The sequence below is a fragment of the Haloprofundus marisrubri genome, assembly GCF_001469955.1.
Lineage (GTDB): Archaea > Halobacteriota > Halobacteria > Halobacteriales > Haloferacaceae > Haloprofundus > Haloprofundus marisrubri.
The window spans coordinates 48,804-70,523 of record NZ_LOPU01000017.1 but is presented as its reverse complement, the minus strand read 5'-3'; the positions used below and the strand labels follow the sequence as shown (position 1 = coordinate 70,523).

Sequence of the window (21,720 nt, the reverse complement as noted above, 5' to 3'; positions counted from 1 at the left end):
CGAAGGAGGGCCGAACGTTCAGTCGGAGGTGGTCGGTTCGGGTGCTCGTTCCTCGAGAAGTGGGAACCCCTCGAAGTAACCCTCGTCGGTGCTGTCGGCGACGGCCCCGTCGCGTGCGCCGTCGGCCGCGGCGTAGCGGTACGCCTCTTTTCTGGCCTCGTCGTCGCCGACGGGGACCATCGAGACGGTCGTTCCGTCGGGCGTCACGCGGACCAGCAGATACCCTTGCGGGAACGAGCAGGCGGCGGGCGTCGTCACCTGTGTCAGACCACCCGACGTGTTCTCCGAGACGGCTGCTCCCTCCACAGAGTCGCCGACATGAGCGGCCGTCGGCCAGTGGATGTGCCCCGAAATCGCCGCCTCGACGCCAGCGGCGTCGAGCGTTTCGGCCACCGATTCGGCGTTCTGTAACTGGAAGTGGTCCGTTTCGGGGAAGCGCTCGAAGAGGTGGCCGACGTGCGTCGTCGGGTGGTGGAAGACGGCGACGGTGGGTCGCTCGGGGTCGACAGCACTCTCGACCCAGTCGAGTTGTGCCTCCGAGATGCGTCCGGCATGTCCGTTCCGAAGTGAACCATCGGCGTCGGCGGCGCTGTTGAGACAGAGGAAGTCGAGGCCACCGAGACGGGCGCGGTACGGGAGTTCGTCGGGACAGTGCGCCTCGACGAACGACGACAGCGGCGGCGTGTCGTGGTCGTCGAACGTCTTCGGCACGTCGTGATTACCGGGGACGGCGACGTACGGCGCGTCGAGGCCGGAAAGAATCTCGGTGACGCGTTCGAACTCCTCGGGCGTACCGTCCTTGGTCAGGTCGCCGGCGAAGACGAGTCCGTCGACGTCTCGATGATTCACGTCTTCGATTACCGACTGGAGGCGTGACTCGGTTCGGTGAAACACTTTCCACGTCCCCTCGGCGTCGGCGGTGACGTGTGCGTCGGAGACGACGGCGATGGTCGTCTCCTCGGCTTTCGGACGGTCGAGATGCGCGAGTTCGGTTTCGCGGGTGGGGCCGGGCATCGGTGTTCGGCGACGCTAGTCCGGCCGGCCGGGTAAACATATCGGCCGCGTTATCATTTTGGCTATATAGCGCACACAGGTCCAACCGAGACCCCGTGACGAAGAAACTGTGTCAGTATCGACGACGAAGAATCCGTTCTGTCACTCACGTGCCTGTTCGCGCTCACGTTCGAGGTCAGCGCCGGCAGATTCGCGGCGGCGGAGTTCCGCCCGTGCGTCCGCCGTCGTCTCCGTGTTTAGGAGTTGCTCCAGTCGGCGTTCGAACTCCGATTCGTCGAGTTCGCCGTTGGCATATCGGTCACGGAGCGTCGCCAACGCGCGGTCGGTGTCGTCGGTCTGCGACACCGAGAACTCCTCACGAGCGGTTTCGTCGCGTTCGTGAGTCCGTTCGTACCAGCGGACGAGACCGATAGCCGCCGGGAGGACGCCGGCGAATCCGACCGGGAACACCACCCAGAACCATCGGAACTGCGCCGCTAACAGGCCGAATCCGACGAGGAAGATGAGCGCGATGACGACGCCGGCGACGATTTGCTCTAAGGGAGACTCCTCGTCTTCGTGCTCTTCGTCGGCCGGCTGCGGGCTCCGAACGTTGGCCATCGAGTGAGTACAGTGTGTGCAGGATGATAACAGTTCGTTCGCTCGGATGCGGTATCGACGAGTCGAGTCTTCGACTTGGCCGGTCGAACTACCGTTTCTCGGCGGGCGCAGAAACCAGAAACGTTCTGGTTCCTCTCCGTTCGAGGTACAGTTCGACGCCGCGTTCGCGCTGCCGGTCGATGCAGGCGGGAACGTCTTCGGCGGCCAACTCGGTAATCTCGATGCATTTCCGCGACTGCTCTCGGTCGCGTCTCACGGCGATGCTCATACACCTACATTCCCACTCAATGACTTGTAGGCGAGCCTAGCAGAGTGAAACTGAAACTGAACGACAGCGGCGGGGTCAGTGCGTACCGCAACGGGGAATTAGAAATCCGAGAGCGCGGTCTGGTTGCGCTTCAACGAGCGGGCTTGGTAGTCGAGTTCGGCACCGAGATAGTCGGCGAACTCGTCGGCGAAGCCGTGGTTCGTGTACACCTGTTCGGGGTCGGCGCGTTCGACGACGTCGACGAGTTCGGTGAAGTCACAGTGGTCCGAGAGCGCGAACGTCTCGTCGTAGTCGCCGCGGAAGCGGAAGCTCTCGTCGACGGCCCACCCAGAGACGCCGACTTTCACCGCGTCCGTCTCCTCGACGATGTCGTCGACGAACGCGGACCGACTCGTCTGTGTTGGGAGTACGAGCACGTCACCAGCGCCGAGTTCGACGTCTCGGGTGAAGCGTGACGCGCCGAAGCAGACGTCGAGGTGGTCTTCGACGACGGCGTTGATTCGCGCGACGGCTTTCGTGACGAACAACCGCGAGCGCTCCGAGCGTCCGGCGAGCAACTGGAGTTTCTGTGCTCGGCCCAGCGAGTAACCGAACAGAAGGACGGGTCTATCGTCGGTGTCGTCGAGCCAATCGACCAGTTCCCGCTCGACTATCTTCTGCGGAGGCAGGACGTACTCGGGTTTGCCGTACGTCGATTCGATTATCAGCACATCTACGTTCGGCGGCTCGAACCCGTCGAGGTAAAAACGGTCACGCGTCGAGATATCGCCCGTGTAGCAGTAGCGTCGTTCGCCGTCGTCGACGACGGCAGCCGTCGACCCGGCGACGTGTCCGGCGTCGACGAGTTCGACCATCGGGTGTGGCGTCGGCGTCAGCGGTTCCTTGTCGTCGCGGCGGGCGTTCGCCAGTGCGGCGGTCAGTTCCGAGCAGACCACGTCGCCGGGCGCAGAGCGGTAGAGATGGTCGCCGTGGGCGTGGCTCAGCACGTTGATTTCGCCGTCGACGTACTCGCTGTCGGCGGCCACCGTCTCGCCGGTTGCGAGGTCGATGCGGATACCGTCGGTGTATCTGACGCTCCCGGTCACTGTGTAGAGAGACGAATCGAGGGGCAAAGTGGGTTCTGCCGGTTACCCCCGTCTCACTGCCCGTCGTTGCTCACTGCTCGGCGTACAGCCGTTCGACCTTCGAGAGCGAGTCGACTTCGTCGAACGAGAGGTCGTCGCGGAAGCCTGCAAACCGAGGAAACCGGAGCGCGTAGCCCGACTCGGACTCCGTCGACTGCTGTATCTCTTCGTACTCGGCTTCGACGACGACTTCGGGCCGGACACGAACTTCGCGGCCGTCTCGCTCCGTGACGAGCGGTTCGAGTCGGTGCGTTATCTCCGCGAGTTGTTCGTCCGTGAGTCCCGAGAACAACCATCCGATGTCGCGCAGTTCCCCCGACTCCTCGACGCGGCAGGCGAGATGCAGTCGGCCCAGAAACTCGCTCTTTCTGCCCTCGCTCCACTTCGCGCCGACGACGACGAGGTCCAGTGGCTCCATCAGCGGCTTGACCTTCAGCATGTAGCCGACGCGCGACCCGGGTTGGTACGTCGCGTCGAGGTTCTTCACCATGATTCCCTCGTGGCCCGAAGAGAGGGCGTCCTCGTAGAACTCGCGGGCCTCGGATTCGTCCGCGGGCGCGACCGCGGTCGCCGGGCGGAGTACGTCGGAGTCGTCAGAGTCGTTCGGGTCGGTGTCGACACAGTCGCCTAGTCTGCCGACACGGACGCGAAGCGACTCGTCCAAGAGCGACTCGCCGTCGACGTAGAGCGCATCGAACAGGTGTGTCACGACCGGCACCGACTCCACCAACTCCTCGATTCGGTTCTCGCGCTTGATGCGCTGGGAGAGTTCTTGAAACGGTACGGGTCGTCCGGTTTCGGGACTGTATCCGACCGTCTCGCCTTCGAGAATGCAGCGCTCTGCAGTGATACGTTCACGCACCGCAGAGACGACTTCGGGGAACTGCTCGGTCACGTCTTCGAGGCGCCGAGTGAATATCCGCACCTCGTCGCCGCGTTTGTGAATCTGCGTTCGGAGGCCGTCGTACTTGTACTCGCAGCGAACCGCGTTCTGCCCCGTTTCCGTGTCGTCGGCGATGTCGGTCGCATCCGTCTCGTCGGCCGCGTCTGCGTCGCCCTGTACTTCCGTGAGCGCGTCACCGACGCCTTCGGCTTTCTGTGCGAGCATCACCTTCAGCGGGCGGAACAGTTCCACGTCCAGCGCGCGGAGTCCCTCGACACCCTCGTCGCGCGCCGTCTCGGCGACGACGCGGAAGTCGTTGGTCAGTTGGTGGGCGCGTTCGACGACTGCGATAGCTTCGTCGCTGCCGTCGAGAAACGCTACCGCGATGGCGTCGCGGACGGTTCCCTCGCCGATGCCGAGACGCATCGCGCCGACGACGGTGCGAACGACGTACCGCGCCTCGTCGGGGTCGGCACTCGTCAACAGTTTGGCGACGGCGTCGACGCGGCGTGACTGGCTTCCCTCGCCGATGTACTCGGCGAGGTCGGTGAGCGTCTCGTGGACCGACTCGACCGTCAGCGTCTCCGAAAACAGCGTCTGCTGAGTTCGATGCTCGACAGCGAGCGCTGCGGCGTCGCCCAAATCGCCGTATTCGCGCCACCACTCCTCGACTCGGTCGTCGTCGACGCCCGTCGCTTTTCGTATCGCTTCGCGGGTGAGACTGGAGGAGACGCCGAGTTCGCGGCTATCCCACGCCGGAAACAGTTTGCCGCGAATCAAGGTCGCGAGAATCGGTAGCTGTGACTCACTCGCTGCGTCGAAACAGTCGGCCAACACGGCCGTCTTCTCGTTGGTGGAGGCGGTCGCTTCGAGGTGTTCGTAGATGTCGACGAGGGCGGCATACTCCATCGTCTCGACTACGTGGCGAACCCGAATAAGCCCTCTCCGGTGGCCGATTGAGCGCTAACTGTGGCTCACAGAACTCGACAGTCGGTGGTGACGTGTGCGGTCCGAAGAACTCACTGCAGCGACTCGGCGGCGTACTCGGCGACGTCGTCGGACCCGCAGCACTGACAGCGCTCGTCGTCCGCATCGAGCGTGGTTCCGCAGCGACGACACTCGCAGAACGTCGTGTCGCGTGTATCTCGGCCGACGACGGATTTGACAGATTCGAACATAGATGATAGGTGGGCGTGATGCCCGCGTAGTTGGGAGTGTCGGTAGACCCTTTAGAAGGTTGTCCATCCGCGGTGAAAGTGATGACTCGACCGCCCTCGTGCGTTTTTACTCCACAAATGTATGAGAAAAAGAGAGAGTGTGGATTCGCTAGATGCGTCGAGTTCGGTTACGACTCGCTCGGACACGCGTTGGGGTGGGCGGAGTCACTCGGACCGCCGTTGACGAATATCTGCTCGTCACCGTGGTACGCGAAGAGACGTACCCAAGTGTCGTCGTCGGAGGTATCGAGATGTTCGACCTCGACCTCCTTCGACTCACCCGCCGGGACGGTGACGTAGAACTTCTCGTCGTGTCTGACGTAGTTCACCTGCACTCGCGTCTCTTCGTCGGTCGGGTTGTCGACGAGGAGAGTTCCACACCCGGAGTCGGTGACGGTGACCGACGGCAGTCGCGCCGGTTCGACGAACACCGTCGCGTAACGCTCGCCGTCGATTTCCTTCGAAGATTCGCTGTCGGCGTGTCGTTAGTACGTCAACGCCGTCAGTCCGCCCAGGTCCACCGCGAGTCGAGGACGTATCGGTAGATACCGCTGAGAACGATTGCGACAGCGTTGGCGAGTAGGTACGGAACGCCGCGCCACGTCACCAACCCGTAGAGAATGCCGAGTTGGATGGGAATCGCACTGCCGCGGACGAGGTTCGTCTTCACCAACCCGGAGAGAAACGAGGTTCGGCCGGTGTTCTGCGACGCCTGAAATGTCCACGAGTTGTTCAGGACGTACTGGAAGACGATGGTTATCTCGATGGCGATGGCGGCCGCCACGAGGTAGTTTACGCGTCCCTGTTCGACGAACAGCCACAGCAACAGCATCTGGACGCCGGCGGCGACGGCACCGACGACGACGAATCGACTCAACCGGACGGCAATCGGTTCGTCGGCGAGACGTCGAAGCAGCGTTCGAACCATCGTTATCGATACCCGAGCGCCGAGAGGCGCGTCTCGACGGCGTCGTCGACGGCGTCCGCTTCGGGGCCGTCGCCGTTGGCGTCGGAGTCGCTACCACGCTCACTTGCGTCGGCGAGTCGTTTCGCGTGTTCGCGCACCGGTTCGCGGAGTCGGGCGATGACCGCCTCGTCCTCCGGTGTCGGGTCGACTGCACGGTTGGTCTGTTGGGTGGGGTCGCTCGGCCGGTGGTACAGTTCGGCGTCGCCCGTCTCCGTGTTCTCGATGTACGTCCACTCGCTGGTCCGCGCACTCACCAGCAGGTCGCCGTCGGCGAGCGCCCGCGGAATCGGCTGCTGGGTCACCTCGTCGCCGCGGACGGCGACGGAGACGACCGGTTTGTCCTCGGGGTCCGCGCCGTCGACGACGCTTCCGAGGAGGCTCTCACCGCGCCACTCCGCTGGTGAGTCCACGCCGAAGAGGTCCAAAACCGTCGGCGGGACGGCGTCGAGACCGACGTGGCCCTCGATGCGACGGGCATCTGCCCCCGGGACGTCGACGAGAAGTGGGACGTGGATGAGTTCGTCGTACAGTTTCGGATAGTGTGCGAGGTGGCCGTGTTCCTGAAACTCCTCACCGTGGTCGCCGGCGACGACGACGGCCGTCTCCTCGCGGTGGCCCGCCGCGTCGAGACTGTCGAGTAAGCGGCCGATGCTCGCGTCGACCTGTCTGACCGCGCCCTGATACAGCGTCCGGAGGTCCGAGAGCGTCCGGTCGCCGACTTCCCAACCGAGACCGGTTCTGGTGTGCGCCAAGAGCATCCGGTGAGTGCCGAACATCGCCGAGGAGACCTCACGGATGTACCGCGGCGCGGGGACGTACGGCGTGTGTGCGTCCATGTAGTGAATCCACAGGAAGAACGGTTCGTCGGCGCGTTCGAGAAACGAGGTCGCCGCCCCTTCGGCGTCGAGCATCCGCGAGGTGTCGAGAAACGGGCGGTCGTCGCCGTCGCGTCTCAGCCGCGAGGAGAGTCGTCGGAACGGCGAAGCCGCGAGTTGGAGCCATCCTTCGACCGTTGGATGCGCGGCGAGATACCGCCCGTAGAGACTCGACCCGACGTCGGCGACGAACGGTTCGAACTCGTCGAATCCCTCGTCGTACCCCCAGTACTCGGTGAGAAAGCCGTTCGCGGCGTTGAACCCACCAGTCCGGATGCCCGCGTCCGTGAGCGTCTCCGCGAGCGTCGGCGTGTCGTCGACGCCGATGCGGCCCGAGTCAGCGAAAACGGGACGGGACGCGAGCAGTCCGGGAAACGAAAACGGCGTCCAGTTACCCGTCGCAAACGCGTTCTCGAACACCGTTCCTCGGTCTGCTAACTCCTGTAGTACGGGTGTGTGGCGGTCCGCGTCGTACGGACTAGCCGCGTCCGCACGGAGCGAATCGACCGTCACGAGCACCACGTTGGAGATGTCGGCGTGTATCGTCATGGATAGCGAGCCGTGTTGCCACAGACTGACGTCGTCTCGAACGCTGCCGAACAGAATGCCTCACGCACCGCGAGACGGTCCAGTCAGTGGCAGAGCCGTGAGCGTCAGTAACGTTCACCATACGCGGGTCGTCCTTCTCACAGTTTCGGTTTCGGTGGCCGGCCGTCGCCGGGGCCGCAAACGCTCGAACGGTCGGGTTAGTGGGCGAACAGTCGATGTATTCGGCGAACAGTCGGCGTAATCGGCGAACAGTCGGCGTAATCGGCGAACAGTTGGGTTAGTCGGTGCTCGTTCGAGTCGGTCGTAACTCACTCGGAGTCGAGAACTCGCACACTCGGCGATGCGACCACGTCCAGCCCGGGACTGTAATGACATCCTCCTCGCCGTGAACGGCGAGGTTTCCTCTCGCTGGGGGTATCGCTTACCGACCCACGGAGGCAACTTGCGGGTTCGTATGCTCCTCGTTGGGAACTGAGCGTGGTGACTCTGACCAATTGTGGTCGTCCCACTTGAGGCATACAGGCCGTGCCATCGACCGTGTTACCGTCGTCTGCCGTTGACGAGATACGGAGTGTCTCGTTCGCCGATCAGAACTCTCTGAGTTCTGATGACGTCTCAAGAACGATTCACTTGCCACAAGGTCGGCGTGTCCCTCGAAACCACACGAACACGTCAGCGTATCTTTGTGGCGAATCGTGTCCTCTGTCGAACCGCAGTTCGGACACGTCTGGCTCGTCCACGCCTCAGACCGTACTTCCACCGTGATACCGTATTCTTCGGCGGTACACGCCAGTCGGTTCACGAACGCTCGGAACGCCCAGAAGTTGTGCGTCTTCGCGTTCGTCTCAACCGACCAGTGCGTTTCCAACACGTCGGTCAAGTCACCGACGTACACCGTCGAGACGCCTTCGTCGTAGAGGCGTTCAATGAAGTCGCGGGCGAGCGCGTCTTGGGCGTGGTCACGCCGTTTCGTTCGCCGGTCGTACAGGCGTCGGATACGATGACTGCTGTATCGTCCTTCTTCCAAGAGTGATTGAAGTCGAGCGATTTCTCGCGTGGTTTCACGGAACCTGTCAAACAAGCCGCGTCCCTCGTACAGGAGTTGCTGGCCGGTTGTGGTTGTGCAGGCGACGAGGTTGTTCGCACCAATATCCAGAGCGGCTTCTTCCGAAGCCAGTGGGTGTGCCAGTCGAGAATCATCGACGGTGACTGGCTGAAAGGCCCTGAACGTCTGTGCTTGCTCGTCGTAGAACAACTCCAACCGACCCTGCTTCTTGTACTCCTTCCAGTTTGGTTCGCCTCGAACTTCGAGTCTGAGGCGTTCGCGGTGTCCAAGACCGTACTCGTCTTTCAGGTCTTGGCCGACGAGAATTTCGAGCCGGGAGTATTCGCCCCACTTGACCGAGTACGACGTGTTGCGGATGTACGTGCGGAGTTCGCGGCCTTCCTCGGCGTTGCCCCAGAATCCGGGTTTGCCGTTGGCTTCGCTCTTCTTTTCGAGCGCGAAGAACGACCGCCACGCTTCGCGGTTCTTGCGTTCGATTTGCTGAACCGTGGAAGCGCCAAGTGTCCCGCCGTAGCGCCCGCGATACTCGTTGATGTCCCATACATCCGCGTCTGGGTCGGCGTAGTTCTCGCGGCGCTCGTAGTTGATTTGGTTCCAGAGAGCGGCAGAAGCGTCCAACAGGCGTCGAAGCAACTCCTCGTCCTCAGCGGACTGCGGAATCACCTCGAACGTGTTGGCTCGCTTCATCAACTACTGGTTGTACCCGAACACACATAAATGTGGGATTCATGTGTTACTATATGGTTGAGGTCCGAATCGAGTTCGATGACGAGGAACAGTACGAGCGGTTGAAAGCGTTGAAGAAACATCGTGGGTTGACGTGGAAGGGGTTGCTCCTCGAAGGCGAGAAGAAAGTTAGGGAGGATACCCCGGAGTAAGCGTCGAACGCGGTTTTCGAAATGTAGTGGCGGATTCACGCCCGGCCTAAAGGACGGGACTCTCTCCTTGATTCAGGTAGTACGGCAGATGGTGAAATACGCGCGCGCCGAGAACGCTCAAGATTCCCTGTGCGTCGAGACTGAAGAAGTACACCGCCGGTTCGCCGTCGTGGGTGACGTACGTCCGGAGGTTCAGTTCGGGCAGTGGGAGGCTCAGTCGTCGTGGAAGCCCTTTCGGGCGGACGTTCACGTTGGTGAAGGGCACCACCGAGAGCCACCCCGAACTGTCGTACTCGTCGACGTCGAGCGACTCGGGGAGGTGGGTGGCGAGATGGTCGGGGTCGACGCGCCAGTTCTCGAATAGAAGATGTCGCCACCCCATCGCCAGCGGGAGAACCATGGTGCTCAGTTAGCGCCGAGTGTAGTAAATTCCAACCGTTTGGTGACTTCGCAGACGTCCCTCGCATCCTCCCGACTCTCGGCGGCTGCGAGAAACTAGAATACTGACCTCTGTTCGTGAACACAATAATCAGGAGGTGCAGCAACTTTGCTTCTGTTTTACTAAGTTCAAGAGTAGAACATCTTAGTAAATTATTTATACACTGTGTGGAACTGTCTACCGTGACCCGACATAACAGGCGGACGTTTCTGAAGCTCACCGGCGCAACAATCGGCGGCCTCGCACTCGGTGCGGGCACTGCCGCGGGTGCGACCGGAGCGGACGAACGATTCCTCGTCGACCTACGCGAAGTGTCGCGGTCGGACATCCCCGACAGCGTCGAAATCGTCCACGACCTCTCGCAAGTCGACATGCTGGTCGCCCGCGGCGACGCGGCAGCAGTCGGTGGAGCGGCGGCGACGACGCCGGACGTAACGGTGTATCAGGCCAACGGCGGCGTCGCCGCGGAAGCCGACGGCCCGAAAGCCAGCGGAAGCGGCGCGAGCCACAACCACGACGGTCCGGCGAAGAACTCCGAACTCCAGTGGGACAAGCGTGTCCAGAACGTTGGCGACCTGACGGACAAACCCGGCGGCGGCAAGTTCATCCACGACACGACGAAGGGCGAAGGCACGCGCGTCGCTGTCGTCGACTCCGGCGTCTACGACGCCCACCCGGACCTCGCAGGCGTCGTCAACGACGGCCTCTCGGGGAACTTTACGACCGACGGCCTAGACTTCCGCCCGAACGGTGCAGGCAGCCACGGGACGCACGTCGCGGGCACCATCGCGGCGACGAACAGCAACGACGGCCCCGCCGGCGGTGTCCTCGGCACCGCACCCGAGACGGAACTCGTCGCGCTCCGCGTGTTCTCCGGATTCGAGGGCGCAAGCGGTGACACGCTCGCTGCACTGCTCTACGCGGCCGACAACGGCTGTGACGCCGCGAACATCAGCCTCGGCTATCCGCTGCCGTACGCCTACCCCGAGCAGTTCCCCGAACTGCTCGCCATCAAGGAGGCGTACCGCCGGGTCGCCGAATACGCGCGTACGAAGGACATGGTCATCGTCAACTCCGCTGGCAACGACGCACTCGACATGGACGGCGAAGGCGTGTTGAGCCTCCCGACCGAAGTGGAGGGTATCTTCGGCGTCGCCGCCACCGGCCCCATCGGCTACGGCTGGGGCGGCAAACACTCCGACAACGAGGAGAAGTGGCTCACCGGCAACCGTCTCGACGAACCGACGACCGAATCGGCGTTCTACACCAACTACGGTAGCGCCGTCGACGTTTCGGCGGCCGGCGGCAACGCCGACCTCGACGCACTCAACGGTGGCGTCGCAGGTGCCGAGCGTGACCTCGTGTTCTCGACGGTCAACGTCGTCGAAGAAGACGGCAGTGTCTCCGCCGGCTACGGCTGGAAGGCGGGCACCTCGATGGCGGCACCGCAGGTCGCAGGCGCAGTCGCACTCGTTCGCTCGCTGCAACCCGACGCTAGCGCCGAGGAAGTCGAGGCGCTCATCAAAGACACCGCCAGCCGCGTGAAAGGCGGTAGCGAAGCTTACCACGGTGCAGGCCACCTCGACCTGAAGCGTCTGGTCAAGGCCGCGCAGTAAACAGAGCGACACCTCGTCTCGATTTATCGGTCCGTCCGTCCGTTCGAAGCTGCCGTTTCGAGTTCGTCGATACGCGCTTCGAGTTCGTCGACCCGCTGCTCCAGACTCGGTGAGTTGTCGTCGTCGACGACGGTCTCTTCGAGTCGTCGGATGCGGTGTACCAACCCGCTGAGCGGCCACTCCGTTCGTTCCGAGGGAACCCCAGCGAAATCTTCGGCCTCCGCGCCCAGTACGTGACGTTCGAGCGTCCGCACTCGCCGTTTCAGTCGGTCTGTGTCGCTCATCGTGTGACGAGTAGCGTTTCGGCACCGATGTATGCTGAGATTCGTCCACAGCGCAGTAACTCACGTCGCCGGACGCGAGTACGAACAGGGTCAGTAGCTACGCGACGTGGTGAGAAGTCGAATCGAAGCGCCCTCGCTCACGACAGGTGCGTCGTCAAAAAAGTCGTACGAGCGATGTGCTCGGTAGCTACCCGGTGGTCGCAGTCGCGGGTTCGGGTTTCGTCGCCGCTTCCAGCGTGCTGCGCGAGCGCAGCAGCAGGACGCCGAAGCCCACCTTCGCCGAGAGGTCGAGGACCATGAACGCGGCCGTCTCCCAGTACAGCGGGAGGATGCCGATGGTCCCCTCAGTCCCGAGAATCCAGACGACTGGATAGAGCAACCACAGCACGATGGTCAGGTTCCGGAGTGTGCTGAACAGCCGTGCCACCTCGGGCGACTTCCGGTTGGCTTGTTCGGAGAGCGTGCCGACGAGCACGTACAGGAGTACGAGTAGCGCGCCGGTGCTGATTCCCCACCACAGGATGCGGTAGGCGGCGACGGACTCGAACGCGGCGATGACACCGGTGACAATCATGAACACGTCGAGGCCGACGAGCGTCGCAATGGTGTTTCGATTCGCCCCTGCGAGGAGTGCGAGGTCGAACAGCAGTAACGGGGTGGTAAACACCCAGTCCGCGTATCGAGCCCAGTAGATGTCGAGTACCTGGTTTCCGACTTGGACCTGCGTGAGGCCGAACCCGGTCGCCATGAGGAGGTACATTGCGCCCGCGATGGTCGTGATAAATATCGTCGCGATGTAGAATTTCTGCATTTCGGGGTCACGGACACCTCGCCCACGGCCGATGAAATATAGCGTCCCGATCGTCATCCCGATGGTGCCGACCCAGAGCCATATCGATTCTGTACCTGGCGTTGCCATACACGGGTGTAGAGTTTGCTAGAGGATAAGCTACGCGTGACATTAGCAGAAATTTTAATAATTCAATTAGAAGTCTCTTACATTTGATTTGATATTCGATGTACCGTTCACGAGGAACGGAATCTCTCGCCAGACGCTCTATCACCGAAATACCACGCCTTCAGCACGTCTGCCACCGAAGCGGTTTTGTTCACATGTATCCGATTGAACTTCGATTCGTATGGACAGCGACGACGGCGTCACCGACCCGATTGCGTCCGCACTACTCGAGGGGCCACAGTACCAGCGACTCCGGGCACGACGGCACAGTCTGTTCAAGCAGTCCATCCCGCGAAAACTCGCGTGGCAAGCAGCTATCCTGGGTGCGCTCGCGCTCGTGTTGCCGCTGGCCATGACGCTTCCCGCGTCGACGCGCGGACTGTTTCCGGGTGGTGACCCGCTGTCGTCGACGCCGAAGATTCTCCTTTTGGGCGCGTACGCAGGTGTAATCGAGGTAGTTGCGGCGGCCGGACTGCTGTACGTCGGGTACCGGCGGTTACGGACAGGCGATTCGCTGAGCGAGCACGAGGCACGCCACCTCCTGAGTATCGAAGACGTCTCCTCGATGATTAGTCTCGTCACCGGCGCTTTCGCCGTCGTCGCAGTCGACGGCTTCTTTCTTCTCGGCCACGGCGGCGAACCAGCGGTCGGAGCGTTTCTCGCCGCCGGCGGCGGTAACCCGTTCGCTGGAACGACGGTTCCCGTCACCGTCGTCGGCGTCGCTGTTCCCGCGGCGGTACTGGCTGCGGTCCTCTTTTCGCTCAGTCGGGTGTTGGAGCGCCGTCTCCCGCCCTGACCCGTGATTTTCACAACGAAACACACTAAAAATCCAAGATTAACGCTCAGATTCCGAGTCGCATCCCCGTCATGATGAAGATGATGCCGAGCATCACGACGGCTTCGAACACACCGATGACGGGCAATCGTTTGCCGAGCAACGCCAGTAACTCCGTGTCGGGCCGCTCACGACTACCCTCGTAGTACGCCCGGAGATGGAGTCGGTGCGGGACGAGCAAGCCGAAAAGGAACAGTCCCCATCCGGCAGTCAGCGCGGCCGTCGGCCAGAACGAGGAGAATCCGTACCCGAGACCCATCCCCGTGAGCAGAAGCGTTCCCGAAAGCACCGTCGTGAGACTGAAGCCGAAGAGGAAGAAGACGCTCTTCGGAGTGAGTTTCGCGGTCACCTCCTGTGAAACCTCGGGGTCGAGCCCGCCGAGAACCGGCCCGATAACCGCCGGGAAGATGAGCGCGAACGCGAACCAAACTGCCCCAGCCGCGACGTGGGTGTAAAAGAGCAGTTCGACGCTGTTCGTCGCCACCGAAACGGCGACGAACAGAAGTGGGACGAGGATGCTGCCGCCGGCGAACGCCGGGTTCGCCTGTGCTGCGAGGTGCTGTACGCGTTCGAGAAGTGGGAGTTCTCCGGTTTCGGCTGGGTTATCAAATACTGACATATGAGGCAGAATAACAATAATGGAGATGAACATTTCGCATTATTTATATTTACCCAGTACGCGTTTCGATACGTCAATCCGCCGTCGTTTAGAAACAAGCCGAAACGCTCGCTGACGGACAGTTCAGGACTCGCTCGGGCCGATGCCGTGGAACCCGTCCCGGGCGCTCACGTACACGGCGTCGTCGACGGGGGTGACGCCGTAAATCGTCTGCCCGACGGTGTCGTGAACTTGCACGTCTTCGGTCTCGTAGCTCCAGAGTTCGCCCTCCCCCGCCGCGTCGAGCGCGGAAATCGTCCCCCGCTGGACGGTGTAGAGGACGTCGCCGACACGAGCGACCGGTTCGCCGCTTCCGCCGAGCGTCAGCGTCTCGCGCCCGTCGGTGGGGTCGACGGCGACGACTCCCGCGTCCGTACCGACGTACACCGCGTTCGGGGTGACGACGGGCGGGACGCTCCGCATCGCTCCGGCGGATTTGCGCCAGCGAACGCTTCCGTCGGCAGCGTCGATGGCGAGCAGTTCGTCGGCACCGTCTCGGTACGCCATCGCGTACACGGTGTCACCGCCGACCGCAGGTGTCCCCCACTCGTCGGCCGCGTCGCCGACGGTGAACAGTGTACTTCCGTCGGTCGCGTCGACGGCGTGGAGTCCGTCACGGCTGTTGACGAAGACGCGGTCGTCGGCGACCGCCGGCGTCGACTTCGACTCGCTGTCGGTGTCGTAGCGCCACTGTTGTTCGCCCGTCTCGGCGTCGAACGCTCGCAGGTGCGGCGACACCGACCGAAAGCCCCCGGTGTTGACGTACACCGTCCCGTCGCTGACCGTCGGGACACCTTGGATACCGTCCATCTCGGGGCCGCGCCACAGCAGTTCGTCTCGGTCGGCTGCGAGACAGAACACCTCGATGAACGACGTGACGTACACCCGGTCTCCGACCACCGTCGGCGGCGAGTTCGTCCCGTACTGGACGAGTCGCGTCCGTGTCCGGGTTGCGGCGGTCGCGGGGTCGCTCCGGGCCAGCGACGTGTGCTCGGAGTCTCCAGAGAGCGTAAACAGCGTCCCGTCGGCGACGCTTGCGGACCCGGCAGGTCTGAGTCGCCAGTGGTGGTCGGCGTCCCGGAGACCTCTACCGGACGAGTTGTAACCGGTGTTGGCCGCGTCGAACCGGTAGGTGGGCCACCGACCGCTCGGGGAGAGTTTCGGCGACCCCGGTGGCGTCCGCGTCTCTCGTTCGTCGGGACCCGAGGTGAGTTCCCCGGGCGTCTCCGAGGCCTCCGGCGCTTCCGTCGTGGACGTTGTCAATGCGACGGGAGACGAGTTGTCTGCAGGTGAGCGGTCCGTCCGAGTAGAGGTACACCCAGCGAGACCGAGCAATCCTCCTGTGGCGACCGTCTGGAGGAGCTGTCGGCGAGAGCGGGGGGTCGGCATGGTCGCCGCTTCTCTACGACCCGGTATATGTTTCTCTCCGAAACGAAAAGATAGAGAGAATAGGCAGAGGTTGGCTGCAGACCAACTAATCACTCCGATCGAATGTTCTGCGTTTCGTTGAGCAGCCTAAAGCTCGTTATCGGAACTATCGGAAATTACCCGGTTCCGTTTATTACAGCTCCCGAGGAAGACTGCTGGTAAGCATGATTAACGATGCTCGCGTGCTGCAACCTGAGTTCATCCCTCAGGAGGTGACATCCTCCCCGTCGTGAACGACGGGGCTTCCCGTACCGCAGGTGGGATATTTGCCGGTCTACGACACCACTCGTTCTCTCGTGTGAAACATCCCGCTCTCGCGGTCGAACAAGTATGTCGATGGCTGTGCCACACAGCCGTTACTCCTATCCTCACCGTGAGGACTCGGAGTTATCTTCTGTCGCATATTTTCCGCCCCGTTGCAATCCGCGTTGGCTACCAACTCACACGACGAGCAGACGTACAGGCCACGTTCGACACGATTCGCTTTCGTGTCGTCACCACACTTCGAGCAGGTCTTCGACGTATCCCACTCGTTCTCTTTCAATACCTCAACACCACGAATCTCTCCTTTGTAGTTGAGGTACTGGTAGATGCGGTCGAATGCCCACGTATGTAACTTCTTGTTCCCAGTCTTCCCCCAGTCGGACTCCCGCACGTCTTCAGGCCAACTCACCGCGAGCGTCCCAACACCACGCTCGACACACTCTGTGATGATGGTATCTGAGAGGACGTGGTAGAAGTGTGATTCACGCTCAGAGAGTTTCTCGCGTGCCCACATCGACTTCTCAGACGGGCCGTTCTCACCCTCGGTGTCGTACTCTGCTCGCGTGAAGTAGTGCTTGTCTTGCTTGAGCGAGTTACCGGGGTACAGGACGTACTCGTTAGGGAACGCGACCGTGGCGAGGTTCTTGATGCCGAGGTCGATACCTGCTACTTCGTCGCCTGCTGAGTCGTTGGTTTCGAGACTGACCTTGCAGACGAAGTGCAGTTCCCACTCGTCGTCGTTCCAGACCGCACGAACGTTCTGCACCTTGTTCACCTCGGAGAGGTCTACGTCCGGGCGGGTCTGGTACTCGCAGAGGATGAAGTCTGAGAAGTGTTCCTTGAGGTTGGAGCCTTTGCTGAGTCGGACGCGGTTGTTCTGGGGGTCATGTTTGAAGCCGTCTGCTTTGAACGTGACCGTACTACGTGGTCGGGTGTCGCCGTGTTTGCGGTAGCCGGGCGGATTCGCCTTATCGTCTTTCTGTCGCAAGTCGAACCATGACTGGAAAGCGTCAGAGAGTTCTTCAATGACTTTCTGACTGGATTGTGCGTTCAGGTCTTTCCAGCACGACTGGTTCTTCATGTACGATTTTAGCGGACCTTCGTCTGGGATTTTACCGATTTCGTCCCATATGCGGTCTGCTGTCCATCGTGCGACGTTCCAGATTTTCGAGGCGGAGTCTCCAAGCGAGTCGAGGCCATCGCAGACCTGACGGTGGTTCTGGATGGAACCAATGTAGGTGCGAGTGACCTCAATCGCCATACATAGCCAATGTCGAACCAGTTACTTAATCGTGTGGATTAGCGTTGAATATCCGGCGAAAGTGTCGTCGGTGGGCCGTGGCGATATTGTCGGATTCACGCCCGCGGTAAACGGCGGGATTCTCTCCTTGTAGAAAGATAGCTTACTGCGAGCCATCCGTCAGGGCAACCGTCGACACCAACAACGTGCATCGTTAGACCGGAGGACTGGACAGATAGTTTATCAATCTTAAGGTGTCGCGTGATGGTGGGAGGCCCCATCATCGCTTCTGTGAATTTAGTGTACAGAGTGTCTGATAGATTGGAATAAATCTAGAAAATACCGATATTCTGTCGATAAATGCGACGAGTATCAAATTTTATAGTCCACTGTTCCACTCCTCGAGTACAGTCACAGAATACAGACAAACCAGAAGTTTGTCTATGACAGATAAAATATAATAGATTTCAAATATGGCCTCTGAAGACCCAAAGACCACTCTGAAACAACGCTCAGTTCAAAAATTTGCACTAGTGTATGGCCGAAAGCTCGGAATAGTTGCACTAGTACTTAGCCTCACAGCCATCCAACCAGCGCTCGCCCAAGGGACGGGCATCTGTTCGGCTGCGAAACTCCCTGGAATGATTGAGGGATTCTTCCAACTGACCACGGGAATTGGCGTCCTCGGTGTCGCAATCGCGTGGCAAGCTGACTCCCTTGCCGAGCTGTTCACCACCACTCCGGAGCAACGTCGTAGCATCAAGCAGCACCGGCGCTCTGCACTCAAATCCGGACTCATCCTCCTCATCCTCGGCCCGCTCTACACCGTCGCAGGTTCGATGATGGGGCTTCCACTCGCAGAGTGTGTCAACCTCACGCCGTGGTAACTCGCTGAAACCTATCTCACAATATGCGTTCCCGACTTCGTGTGGTGCTCGCTCTGTGTCTCGTCGTCAGCTTCTATGCTGGCCTCGTAGTTGCGACACCACCACAGCCGGGAACCGAAGGAAACGGACTCACGGAAAACGAGACCGCGACGCTTTGGTCGCGAGATCCAGACGCCTGTACCTCGAATACCGAGTATTACGAGCAGTTCGACGAGAACCGCTCACTTCTCGGTGAAATCGGCGATTGCACCGACCTTGCGTTCAAACGTCCACCAGAGACTGCAGCGACGTGGACGACAAATGACTTCGAGGATTACAGCCCTGGGAACGCCAGTACCTCTGTGTATCCCTCGCACGCGAATCTCGAAGACAGCACAATCGTCCGGGATGCACACGCAACAATATTCGCTGTCCAACCGTCGACTCGAACACACATCGAACCGAGTGAGTCACCACTCTATGTCGCCCGGGAGGGCCGACTCAGTGGGGTCGTTGATTACCGAATCGCGACACTGGAGGCGTCGAATCAATCACCACGCCGGTCGGTGGTTAGCCACGAGATCGAATCGGTCCGACTCCTGCAAGACGGTGACGTACTCGACACAGTAGACGGGACCCACAAACCAGCGTTCGACTACGAACTCCACGGCAGTGGGCAGACGACGCTCACGCTTGAGGCTGAGATTACAGTCGAGTTCGAACGGTCGACTGGAAACCAGTCTGCGGGTGCTACTGAGCAAGTAACGCGCTCAGTTGTCGTTTCCGACAGTATCGACGTCACGGTCTACGATCCCGAGGCCTCGCTCTACACAGCCACGTATCCGGATGGTGACGCAGGGACGGCGGTCTTCATCGACCAACCCTGGCAGGGATACTCGCTTGGTAGTGAGGATCGGGTTCGTGGTGTTTGGCGTTTCTACACCGCACGCGATACCCGGTGGGACAGCCTTGTCCGCTCAAGCGCGAACGGAGAGGTCTCCGTTCAATCTGATAGTCTCCCTGTCTACGTGCACGCGTATCCGTCCGTCCTCGGACCACGGGCGTATCCTGTCCAGACCGGCCCGGAGATACTGCGTGTCTGGGGCTACGACCGAGACAGTCCTACTCAGACGATTGGTGAAAATGTCCACGTTGGCGTCGTCAACGAGTTTTTCACACAGTCGTCCGGCATCGCCGTCCGGACAGACGAAACCCATCGTGAGGATCTCACTGTCCGTGGAATCGTCCGTGGTGTGAACGCAACGGTTGAGACGCCACCTGAGGAGTCCGAACGTGATCTCCGCGAGAGCAATCTCACGCTGGAGGTCGTCGACAGCGACGCCTCCCAGACGACACTCCGTGTTGAGCTGCGAGACGACGAGACAGGGGAGCCGATTGGGCTTCGACGAGACTCGAATTCGCTCCCTGATACAGAAACTCGATACGGATACGTCTCTGTTGCAGGCGAGCGCGTCCAGACGAACGACTCTGGTGTTGCACTCGTGACCGTCGACGGTCATGGGATGTTCACCGCAACGTATCACGCAGGGTCGTGGCTCTCGCACGACCCAGCCTATACTGGAGATGAAGCGACTGTTCGACACCATCCACTGTGGTCGATATCGGGTGTGTTCAGTCTCTTACTCGAAACGCTCTGGTGGTTCGTTCCCTTCCTCGTCGCGCTCGTAGCCGGACTGAAACTCGGCTCCTTCCTCCAATTCGAGAAATTCGACATATGACACAATCAGACTTCACGATCGACAGACGAACCGTCCTCTCTAGCATTACCGGTGCAACACTCGTCGGCCTCGCTGGCTGTACGAGTAGTCGTGACGATAGTACTGGAAGCAATGGTACTGCATCGGATGGGACCGGCGACTCTGGTCCATTAAAGCAAGTTAGCGTTGAGGGACTGCAGTTAGTTGTTGAACTCACTGCGGACGCCGAGGTTGAGCACCTCAACGTCATCTCTCCGAATGGAGAGCTCTTCGACAGCCAAGAACTCTCACAAGGCGTCTCCCGTGCTGCATTCGAGCTGGGGACGTCGTACACGCCTGGAGAGTATCGAGTACTCGCGCTCCGAGGGGAAGATGAGATCGGCAGCTCGGTGCTCGCAATTGAGCCGGATTTGCAGATCGTCGAAGTGGGTATTGGAGCAAATCATCTCGAACGCTTTCCGGAGGAACTCACGTTCAAAGACCAGCAAGCACTCGTCACTGTTGAGAATCGGGGGACTGGACCAGATGCCATAACGAGACTTCTGTTCAAAGGTGACGTTCCAGGTCCAACGACGGATTATGAAACCGGTGATGTGAGTGGAATCTGGGGTCCTGATGCAAACAATCAGCGCGGTGTTGATGCAGTAGCTATAACAGCGGATAGCGAGGAGACGATTTTCAGTATTTCACTTCCGTTTTCGTTTGCTGCCGACAACGGCATTGACTGCAAATCAACTCCTCAATCTGGCTCGTTTAGAGTTGTCGTCCAGTCGCAGATTGATGGGAAGACCACCGCATCTCGTAGAATAGAGTATTCGGAATCTGACCGGTACGACGGCTGTGACACAACGATCTCTGATTGAGCTATGCCTGAAATCCCGTTTGTCGACGTTGGCAAGAAATGGTTCGAGGACATTGTCCAGGTACTCGTCAAGTGGTTTCAAAATGGCCACCGACAGGGCCTACAGCAACTCGAAAGTATCGCGTTTGGGACCCCAACTCCAGAGACAGCGACAAACTCGCTCGTCTTCGGTACCCCTGTCTCTGAGCCGTGGGCATCCATCTACGACACGGTCGTTGGTGGCGAACTGATGATGCTCTCGTTCCTCATCCTGTTAGTCTCTGTACAGGGACGACACACGCTCCGGATTTTCAATTTCAGTAGTGGGTATGAAGCCCAGAAAACGCGCAAAAATGCGTGGACCGGTGCCTTCCTCATTATGTGCTGGTATTGGATTGGTGTTCTCTCGCTGACTCTCGTAGATGGATTCACACTAGCGCTCATTCCCAGTCTTGGCTCTCTCGGAAATGAGATGATCAAATTCATCCCCAGTATCCTCTCTAACCCTGCGTTCACCCTGGTGATGGCTGCCATTGGTGGCCTTGCGATGATCGCACTGGAGGCGCTCTACTACATCCGAAACGTCCTACTCTACATCTACATGTATGGGATGCCACTCGGCATCGCCGTCGCGTATGGCAACCTCCCTATCGTCTCAGATATCGCCAAGCGGCTCTGCCAGCAATTTGTCCCGTTGGCTATCCTGCCCCTACCTGCGGCGATTCTCTTCCGAGGCTACGAAGTACTGTTCGTCGGCGACGCCTCCCTCGACCCGCCGACGGAGTTCCTCGAATACCTCGTCGCTGTCTCATTGCCCGTCCTGGCGCTGTATCTCTCGTGGAAAGTGTTCAAGTACGGCACCCCACTGACTGCGAGAGTCATCGGCACTGCCTCTACTGCAGCCGTCACAGTGGGTGCCGTTGCAGCCGGCGGCTACGTTGGTGGCGCACACGTCGCCTCGACAGCGGCTCGATACGGACCCAGAGCCGCTGCTGGACACGTAGTCGCTCAGCAAGTCGGCCAACGTACACAGGCAGATCCAGACAACGGTGGCACGAAACACGACAACCTCGCCGACAGCGGTCCGAATAGCTCTGTTCCGCAGTACCGACGCACCGAGAACGACCCCTAA

The 21,720-nt window shown here is 60.6% G+C and carries 22 protein-coding genes and 1 pseudogene; 7 read left to right on the top strand and 16 right to left on the bottom strand.

Annotation, left to right across the window (positions count from 1 at the left end; translation table 11 throughout):
- Positions 1–18 precede the first annotated feature (18 nt).
- From AUR64_RS05390 to AUR64_RS05350, 10 genes are all read right to left on the bottom strand, one after another.
- Positions 19–1,014 carry a metallophosphoesterase family protein gene (locus AUR64_RS05390; RefSeq protein ID WP_058580927.1) on the bottom strand — a complete coding sequence of 332 codons (996 nt, stop codon included), beginning with the start codon at positions 1,012–1,014 and terminating at the stop codon, positions 19–21.
- A 141-nt stretch (positions 1,015–1,155) separates the two neighbouring features.
- Positions 1,156–1,614, bottom strand: a complete 459-nt coding sequence (locus AUR64_RS05385) for an SHOCT domain-containing protein (RefSeq protein ID WP_058580926.1) — start codon at positions 1,612–1,614, stop codon at positions 1,156–1,158.
- An 88-nt stretch (positions 1,615–1,702) separates the two neighbouring features.
- On the bottom strand, positions 1,703–1,882 hold the full coding sequence (locus AUR64_RS05380; protein ID WP_058580925.1) for a hypothetical protein: 180 nt from the start codon (positions 1,880–1,882) through the stop codon (positions 1,703–1,705).
- Between the two features lie 98 nt (positions 1,883–1,980).
- Positions 1,981–2,967: an MBL fold metallo-hydrolase gene (locus tag AUR64_RS05375; RefSeq protein WP_058580924.1), complete on the bottom strand. Its 987-nt coding sequence runs from the start codon at positions 2,965–2,967 to the stop codon at positions 1,981–1,983.
- Between the two features lie 70 nt (positions 2,968–3,037).
- Positions 3,038–4,798 (bottom strand): ATP-dependent DNA ligase, encoded by a 1,761-nt coding sequence (locus AUR64_RS05370; RefSeq protein WP_058580923.1) that lies wholly within the window; start codon positions 4,796–4,798, stop codon positions 3,038–3,040.
- Between the two features lie 110 nt (positions 4,799–4,908).
- On the bottom strand, positions 4,909–5,067 hold the full coding sequence (locus tag AUR64_RS20875; RefSeq protein ID WP_169794655.1) for a hypothetical protein: 159 nt from the start codon (positions 5,065–5,067) through the stop codon (positions 4,909–4,911).
- A gap of 167 nt (positions 5,068–5,234) precedes the next feature.
- Complete coding sequence (locus tag AUR64_RS05365; RefSeq protein ID WP_058580922.1) at positions 5,235–5,537, bottom strand: hypothetical protein; 303 nt, start codon at positions 5,535–5,537, stop codon at positions 5,235–5,237.
- Between the two features lie 71 nt (positions 5,538–5,608).
- Positions 5,609–6,034 (bottom strand): GtrA family protein, encoded by a 426-nt coding sequence (locus tag AUR64_RS05360; RefSeq protein ID WP_058580921.1) that lies wholly within the window; start codon positions 6,032–6,034, stop codon positions 5,609–5,611.
- A 2-nt stretch (positions 6,035–6,036) separates the two neighbouring features.
- A complete protein-coding gene (locus AUR64_RS05355; RefSeq protein ID WP_058580920.1) occupies positions 6,037–7,497 on the bottom strand; it encodes a sulfatase-like hydrolase/transferase in 1,461 nt (486 codons plus the stop codon).
- A gap of 421 nt (positions 7,498–7,918) precedes the next feature.
- Complete coding sequence (locus tag AUR64_RS05350) at positions 7,919–9,250, bottom strand: IS200/IS605 family transposase (RefSeq protein ID WP_058580919.1); 1,332 nt, start codon at positions 9,248–9,250, stop codon at positions 7,919–7,921.
- Between the two features lie 53 nt (positions 9,251–9,303).
- On the opposite strand from AUR64_RS05350, the gene AUR64_RS20870 reads away from it, so the two are divergent.
- On the top strand, positions 9,304–9,441 hold the full coding sequence (locus AUR64_RS20870) for a hypothetical protein (RefSeq protein ID WP_169794654.1): 138 nt from the start codon (positions 9,304–9,306) through the stop codon (positions 9,439–9,441).
- Positions 9,442–9,517: 76 nt separating this feature from the next.
- Here the strand turns inward: AUR64_RS20870 and AUR64_RS05345 are convergent.
- Positions 9,518–9,841: pseudogene (locus AUR64_RS05345) on the bottom strand (DUF2071 domain-containing protein); the annotation flags it as partial.
- A 221-nt stretch (positions 9,842–10,062) separates the two neighbouring features.
- On the opposite strand from AUR64_RS05345, the gene AUR64_RS05340 reads away from it, so the two are divergent.
- Entirely contained in the window at positions 10,063–11,496 is a 1,434-nt protein-coding gene (locus AUR64_RS05340; protein WP_058580985.1) for a S8 family peptidase, read from the top strand.
- Between the two features lie 23 nt (positions 11,497–11,519).
- Here AUR64_RS05340 and AUR64_RS05335 read toward each other — a convergent pair whose 3' ends face one another.
- Both AUR64_RS05335 and AUR64_RS05330 read right to left on the bottom strand, forming a co-directional pair.
- Positions 11,520–11,780, bottom strand: coding sequence for a hypothetical protein (locus tag AUR64_RS05335; RefSeq protein ID WP_058580918.1), 261 nt, complete (start codon positions 11,778–11,780; stop codon positions 11,520–11,522).
- Between the two features lie 187 nt (positions 11,781–11,967).
- On the bottom strand, positions 11,968–12,699 hold the full coding sequence (locus tag AUR64_RS05330; RefSeq protein WP_082230616.1) for a bacteriorhodopsin: 732 nt from the start codon (positions 12,697–12,699) through the stop codon (positions 11,968–11,970).
- A 220-nt stretch (positions 12,700–12,919) separates the two neighbouring features.
- Here AUR64_RS05330 and AUR64_RS05325 point away from each other — a divergent pair, with 220 nt between their 5' ends.
- Positions 12,920–13,534 carry a hypothetical protein gene (locus AUR64_RS05325; RefSeq protein ID WP_058580916.1) on the top strand — a complete coding sequence of 205 codons (615 nt, stop codon included), beginning with the start codon at positions 12,920–12,922 and terminating at the stop codon, positions 13,532–13,534.
- 46 nt (positions 13,535–13,580) lie between these two features.
- Here the strand turns inward: AUR64_RS05325 and AUR64_RS05320 are convergent, their stop codons facing one another.
- The 3 genes from AUR64_RS05320 to AUR64_RS05310 form a co-directional block, all read right to left on the bottom strand.
- On the bottom strand, positions 13,581–14,192 hold the full coding sequence (locus tag AUR64_RS05320) for a hypothetical protein (protein ID WP_058580915.1): 612 nt from the start codon (positions 14,190–14,192) through the stop codon (positions 13,581–13,583).
- A 123-nt stretch (positions 14,193–14,315) separates the two neighbouring features.
- Positions 14,316–15,494 carry a PQQ-binding-like beta-propeller repeat protein gene (locus AUR64_RS05315; RefSeq protein ID WP_205628377.1) on the bottom strand — a complete coding sequence of 393 codons (1,179 nt, stop codon included), beginning with the start codon at positions 15,492–15,494 and terminating at the stop codon, positions 14,316–14,318.
- Between the two features lie 439 nt (positions 15,495–15,933).
- Positions 15,934–17,184, bottom strand: coding sequence for an RNA-guided endonuclease InsQ/TnpB family protein (locus tag AUR64_RS05310; protein ID WP_058580913.1), 1,251 nt, complete (start codon positions 17,182–17,184; stop codon positions 15,934–15,936).
- Positions 17,185–17,636: 452 nt separating this feature from the next.
- Here AUR64_RS05310 and AUR64_RS05305 point away from each other — a divergent pair, with 452 nt between their 5' ends.
- Genes AUR64_RS05305 through AUR64_RS05290 form a run of 4 tightly spaced genes read left to right on the top strand, consistent with a single transcriptional unit; the run spans position 17,637 to position 21,720 of the window.
- Complete coding sequence (locus AUR64_RS05305; protein WP_058580912.1) at positions 17,637–18,050, top strand: hypothetical protein; 414 nt, start codon at positions 17,637–17,639, stop codon at positions 18,048–18,050.
- A gap of 41 nt (positions 18,051–18,091) precedes the next feature.
- Complete coding sequence (locus AUR64_RS05300) at positions 18,092–19,768, top strand: hypothetical protein (protein ID WP_338035568.1); 1,677 nt, start codon at positions 18,092–18,094, stop codon at positions 19,766–19,768.
- Positions 19,765–20,610 carry a hypothetical protein gene (locus AUR64_RS05295; RefSeq protein WP_058580910.1) on the top strand — a complete coding sequence of 282 codons (846 nt, stop codon included), beginning with the start codon at positions 19,765–19,767 and terminating at the stop codon, positions 20,608–20,610. The genes AUR64_RS05300 and AUR64_RS05295 overlap by 4 nt, the downstream gene beginning before the upstream one ends.
- A gap of 3 nt (positions 20,611–20,613) precedes the next feature.
- On the top strand, positions 20,614–21,720 hold the full coding sequence (locus tag AUR64_RS05290) for a hypothetical protein (protein WP_071391220.1): 1,107 nt from the start codon (positions 20,614–20,616) through the stop codon (positions 21,718–21,720).

What these genes read in the sequence shown, in the direction of transcription:
- AUR64_RS05390 (WP_058580927.1), bottom strand. Translation starts at nt 1,014, where the DNA reads ATGCCCGGCCCCACCCGCGAAACCGAACTCGCGCATCTCGACCGTCCG.
- AUR64_RS05385 (WP_058580926.1), bottom strand. Translation starts at nt 1,614, where the DNA reads ATGGCCAACGTTCGGAGCCCGCAGCCGGCCGACGAAGAGCACGAAGAC.
- AUR64_RS05380 (WP_058580925.1), bottom strand. Translation starts at nt 1,882, where the DNA reads ATGAGCATCGCCGTGAGACGCGACCGAGAGCAGTCGCGGAAATGCATC.
- AUR64_RS05370 (WP_058580923.1), bottom strand. Translation starts at nt 4,798, where the DNA reads ATGGAGTATGCCGCCCTCGTCGACATCTACGAACACCTCGAAGCGACC.
- AUR64_RS20875 (WP_169794655.1), bottom strand. Translation starts at nt 5,067, where the DNA reads ATGTTCGAATCTGTCAAATCCGTCGTCGGCCGAGATACACGCGACACG.
- AUR64_RS05360 (WP_058580921.1), bottom strand. Translation starts at nt 6,034, where the DNA reads ATGGTTCGAACGCTGCTTCGACGTCTCGCCGACGAACCGATTGCCGTC.
- AUR64_RS05355 (WP_058580920.1), bottom strand. Translation starts at nt 7,497, where the DNA reads ATGACGATACACGCCGACATCTCCAACGTGGTGCTCGTGACGGTCGAT.
- AUR64_RS05350 (WP_058580919.1), bottom strand. Translation starts at nt 9,250, where the DNA reads ATGAAGCGAGCCAACACGTTCGAGGTGATTCCGCAGTCCGCTGAGGAC.
- AUR64_RS20870 (WP_169794654.1), top strand. Translation starts at nt 9,304, where the DNA reads ATGGTTGAGGTCCGAATCGAGTTCGATGACGAGGAACAGTACGAGCGG.
- AUR64_RS05335 (WP_058580918.1), bottom strand. Translation starts at nt 11,780, where the DNA reads ATGAGCGACACAGACCGACTGAAACGGCGAGTGCGGACGCTCGAACGT.
- AUR64_RS05330 (WP_082230616.1), bottom strand. Translation starts at nt 12,699, where the DNA reads ATGGCAACGCCAGGTACAGAATCGATATGGCTCTGGGTCGGCACCATC.
- AUR64_RS05325 (WP_058580916.1), top strand. Translation starts at nt 12,920, where the DNA reads ATGGACAGCGACGACGGCGTCACCGACCCGATTGCGTCCGCACTACTC.
- AUR64_RS05320 (WP_058580915.1), bottom strand. Translation starts at nt 14,192, where the DNA reads ATGTCAGTATTTGATAACCCAGCCGAAACCGGAGAACTCCCACTTCTC.
- AUR64_RS05310 (WP_058580913.1), bottom strand. Translation starts at nt 17,184, where the DNA reads ATGGCGATTGAGGTCACTCGCACCTACATTGGTTCCATCCAGAACCAC.
- AUR64_RS05305 (WP_058580912.1), top strand. Translation starts at nt 17,637, where the DNA reads ATGGCCTCTGAAGACCCAAAGACCACTCTGAAACAACGCTCAGTTCAA.
- AUR64_RS05295 (WP_058580910.1), top strand. Translation starts at nt 19,765, where the DNA reads ATGACACAATCAGACTTCACGATCGACAGACGAACCGTCCTCTCTAGC.
- AUR64_RS05290 (WP_071391220.1), top strand. Translation starts at nt 20,614, where the DNA reads ATGCCTGAAATCCCGTTTGTCGACGTTGGCAAGAAATGGTTCGAGGAC.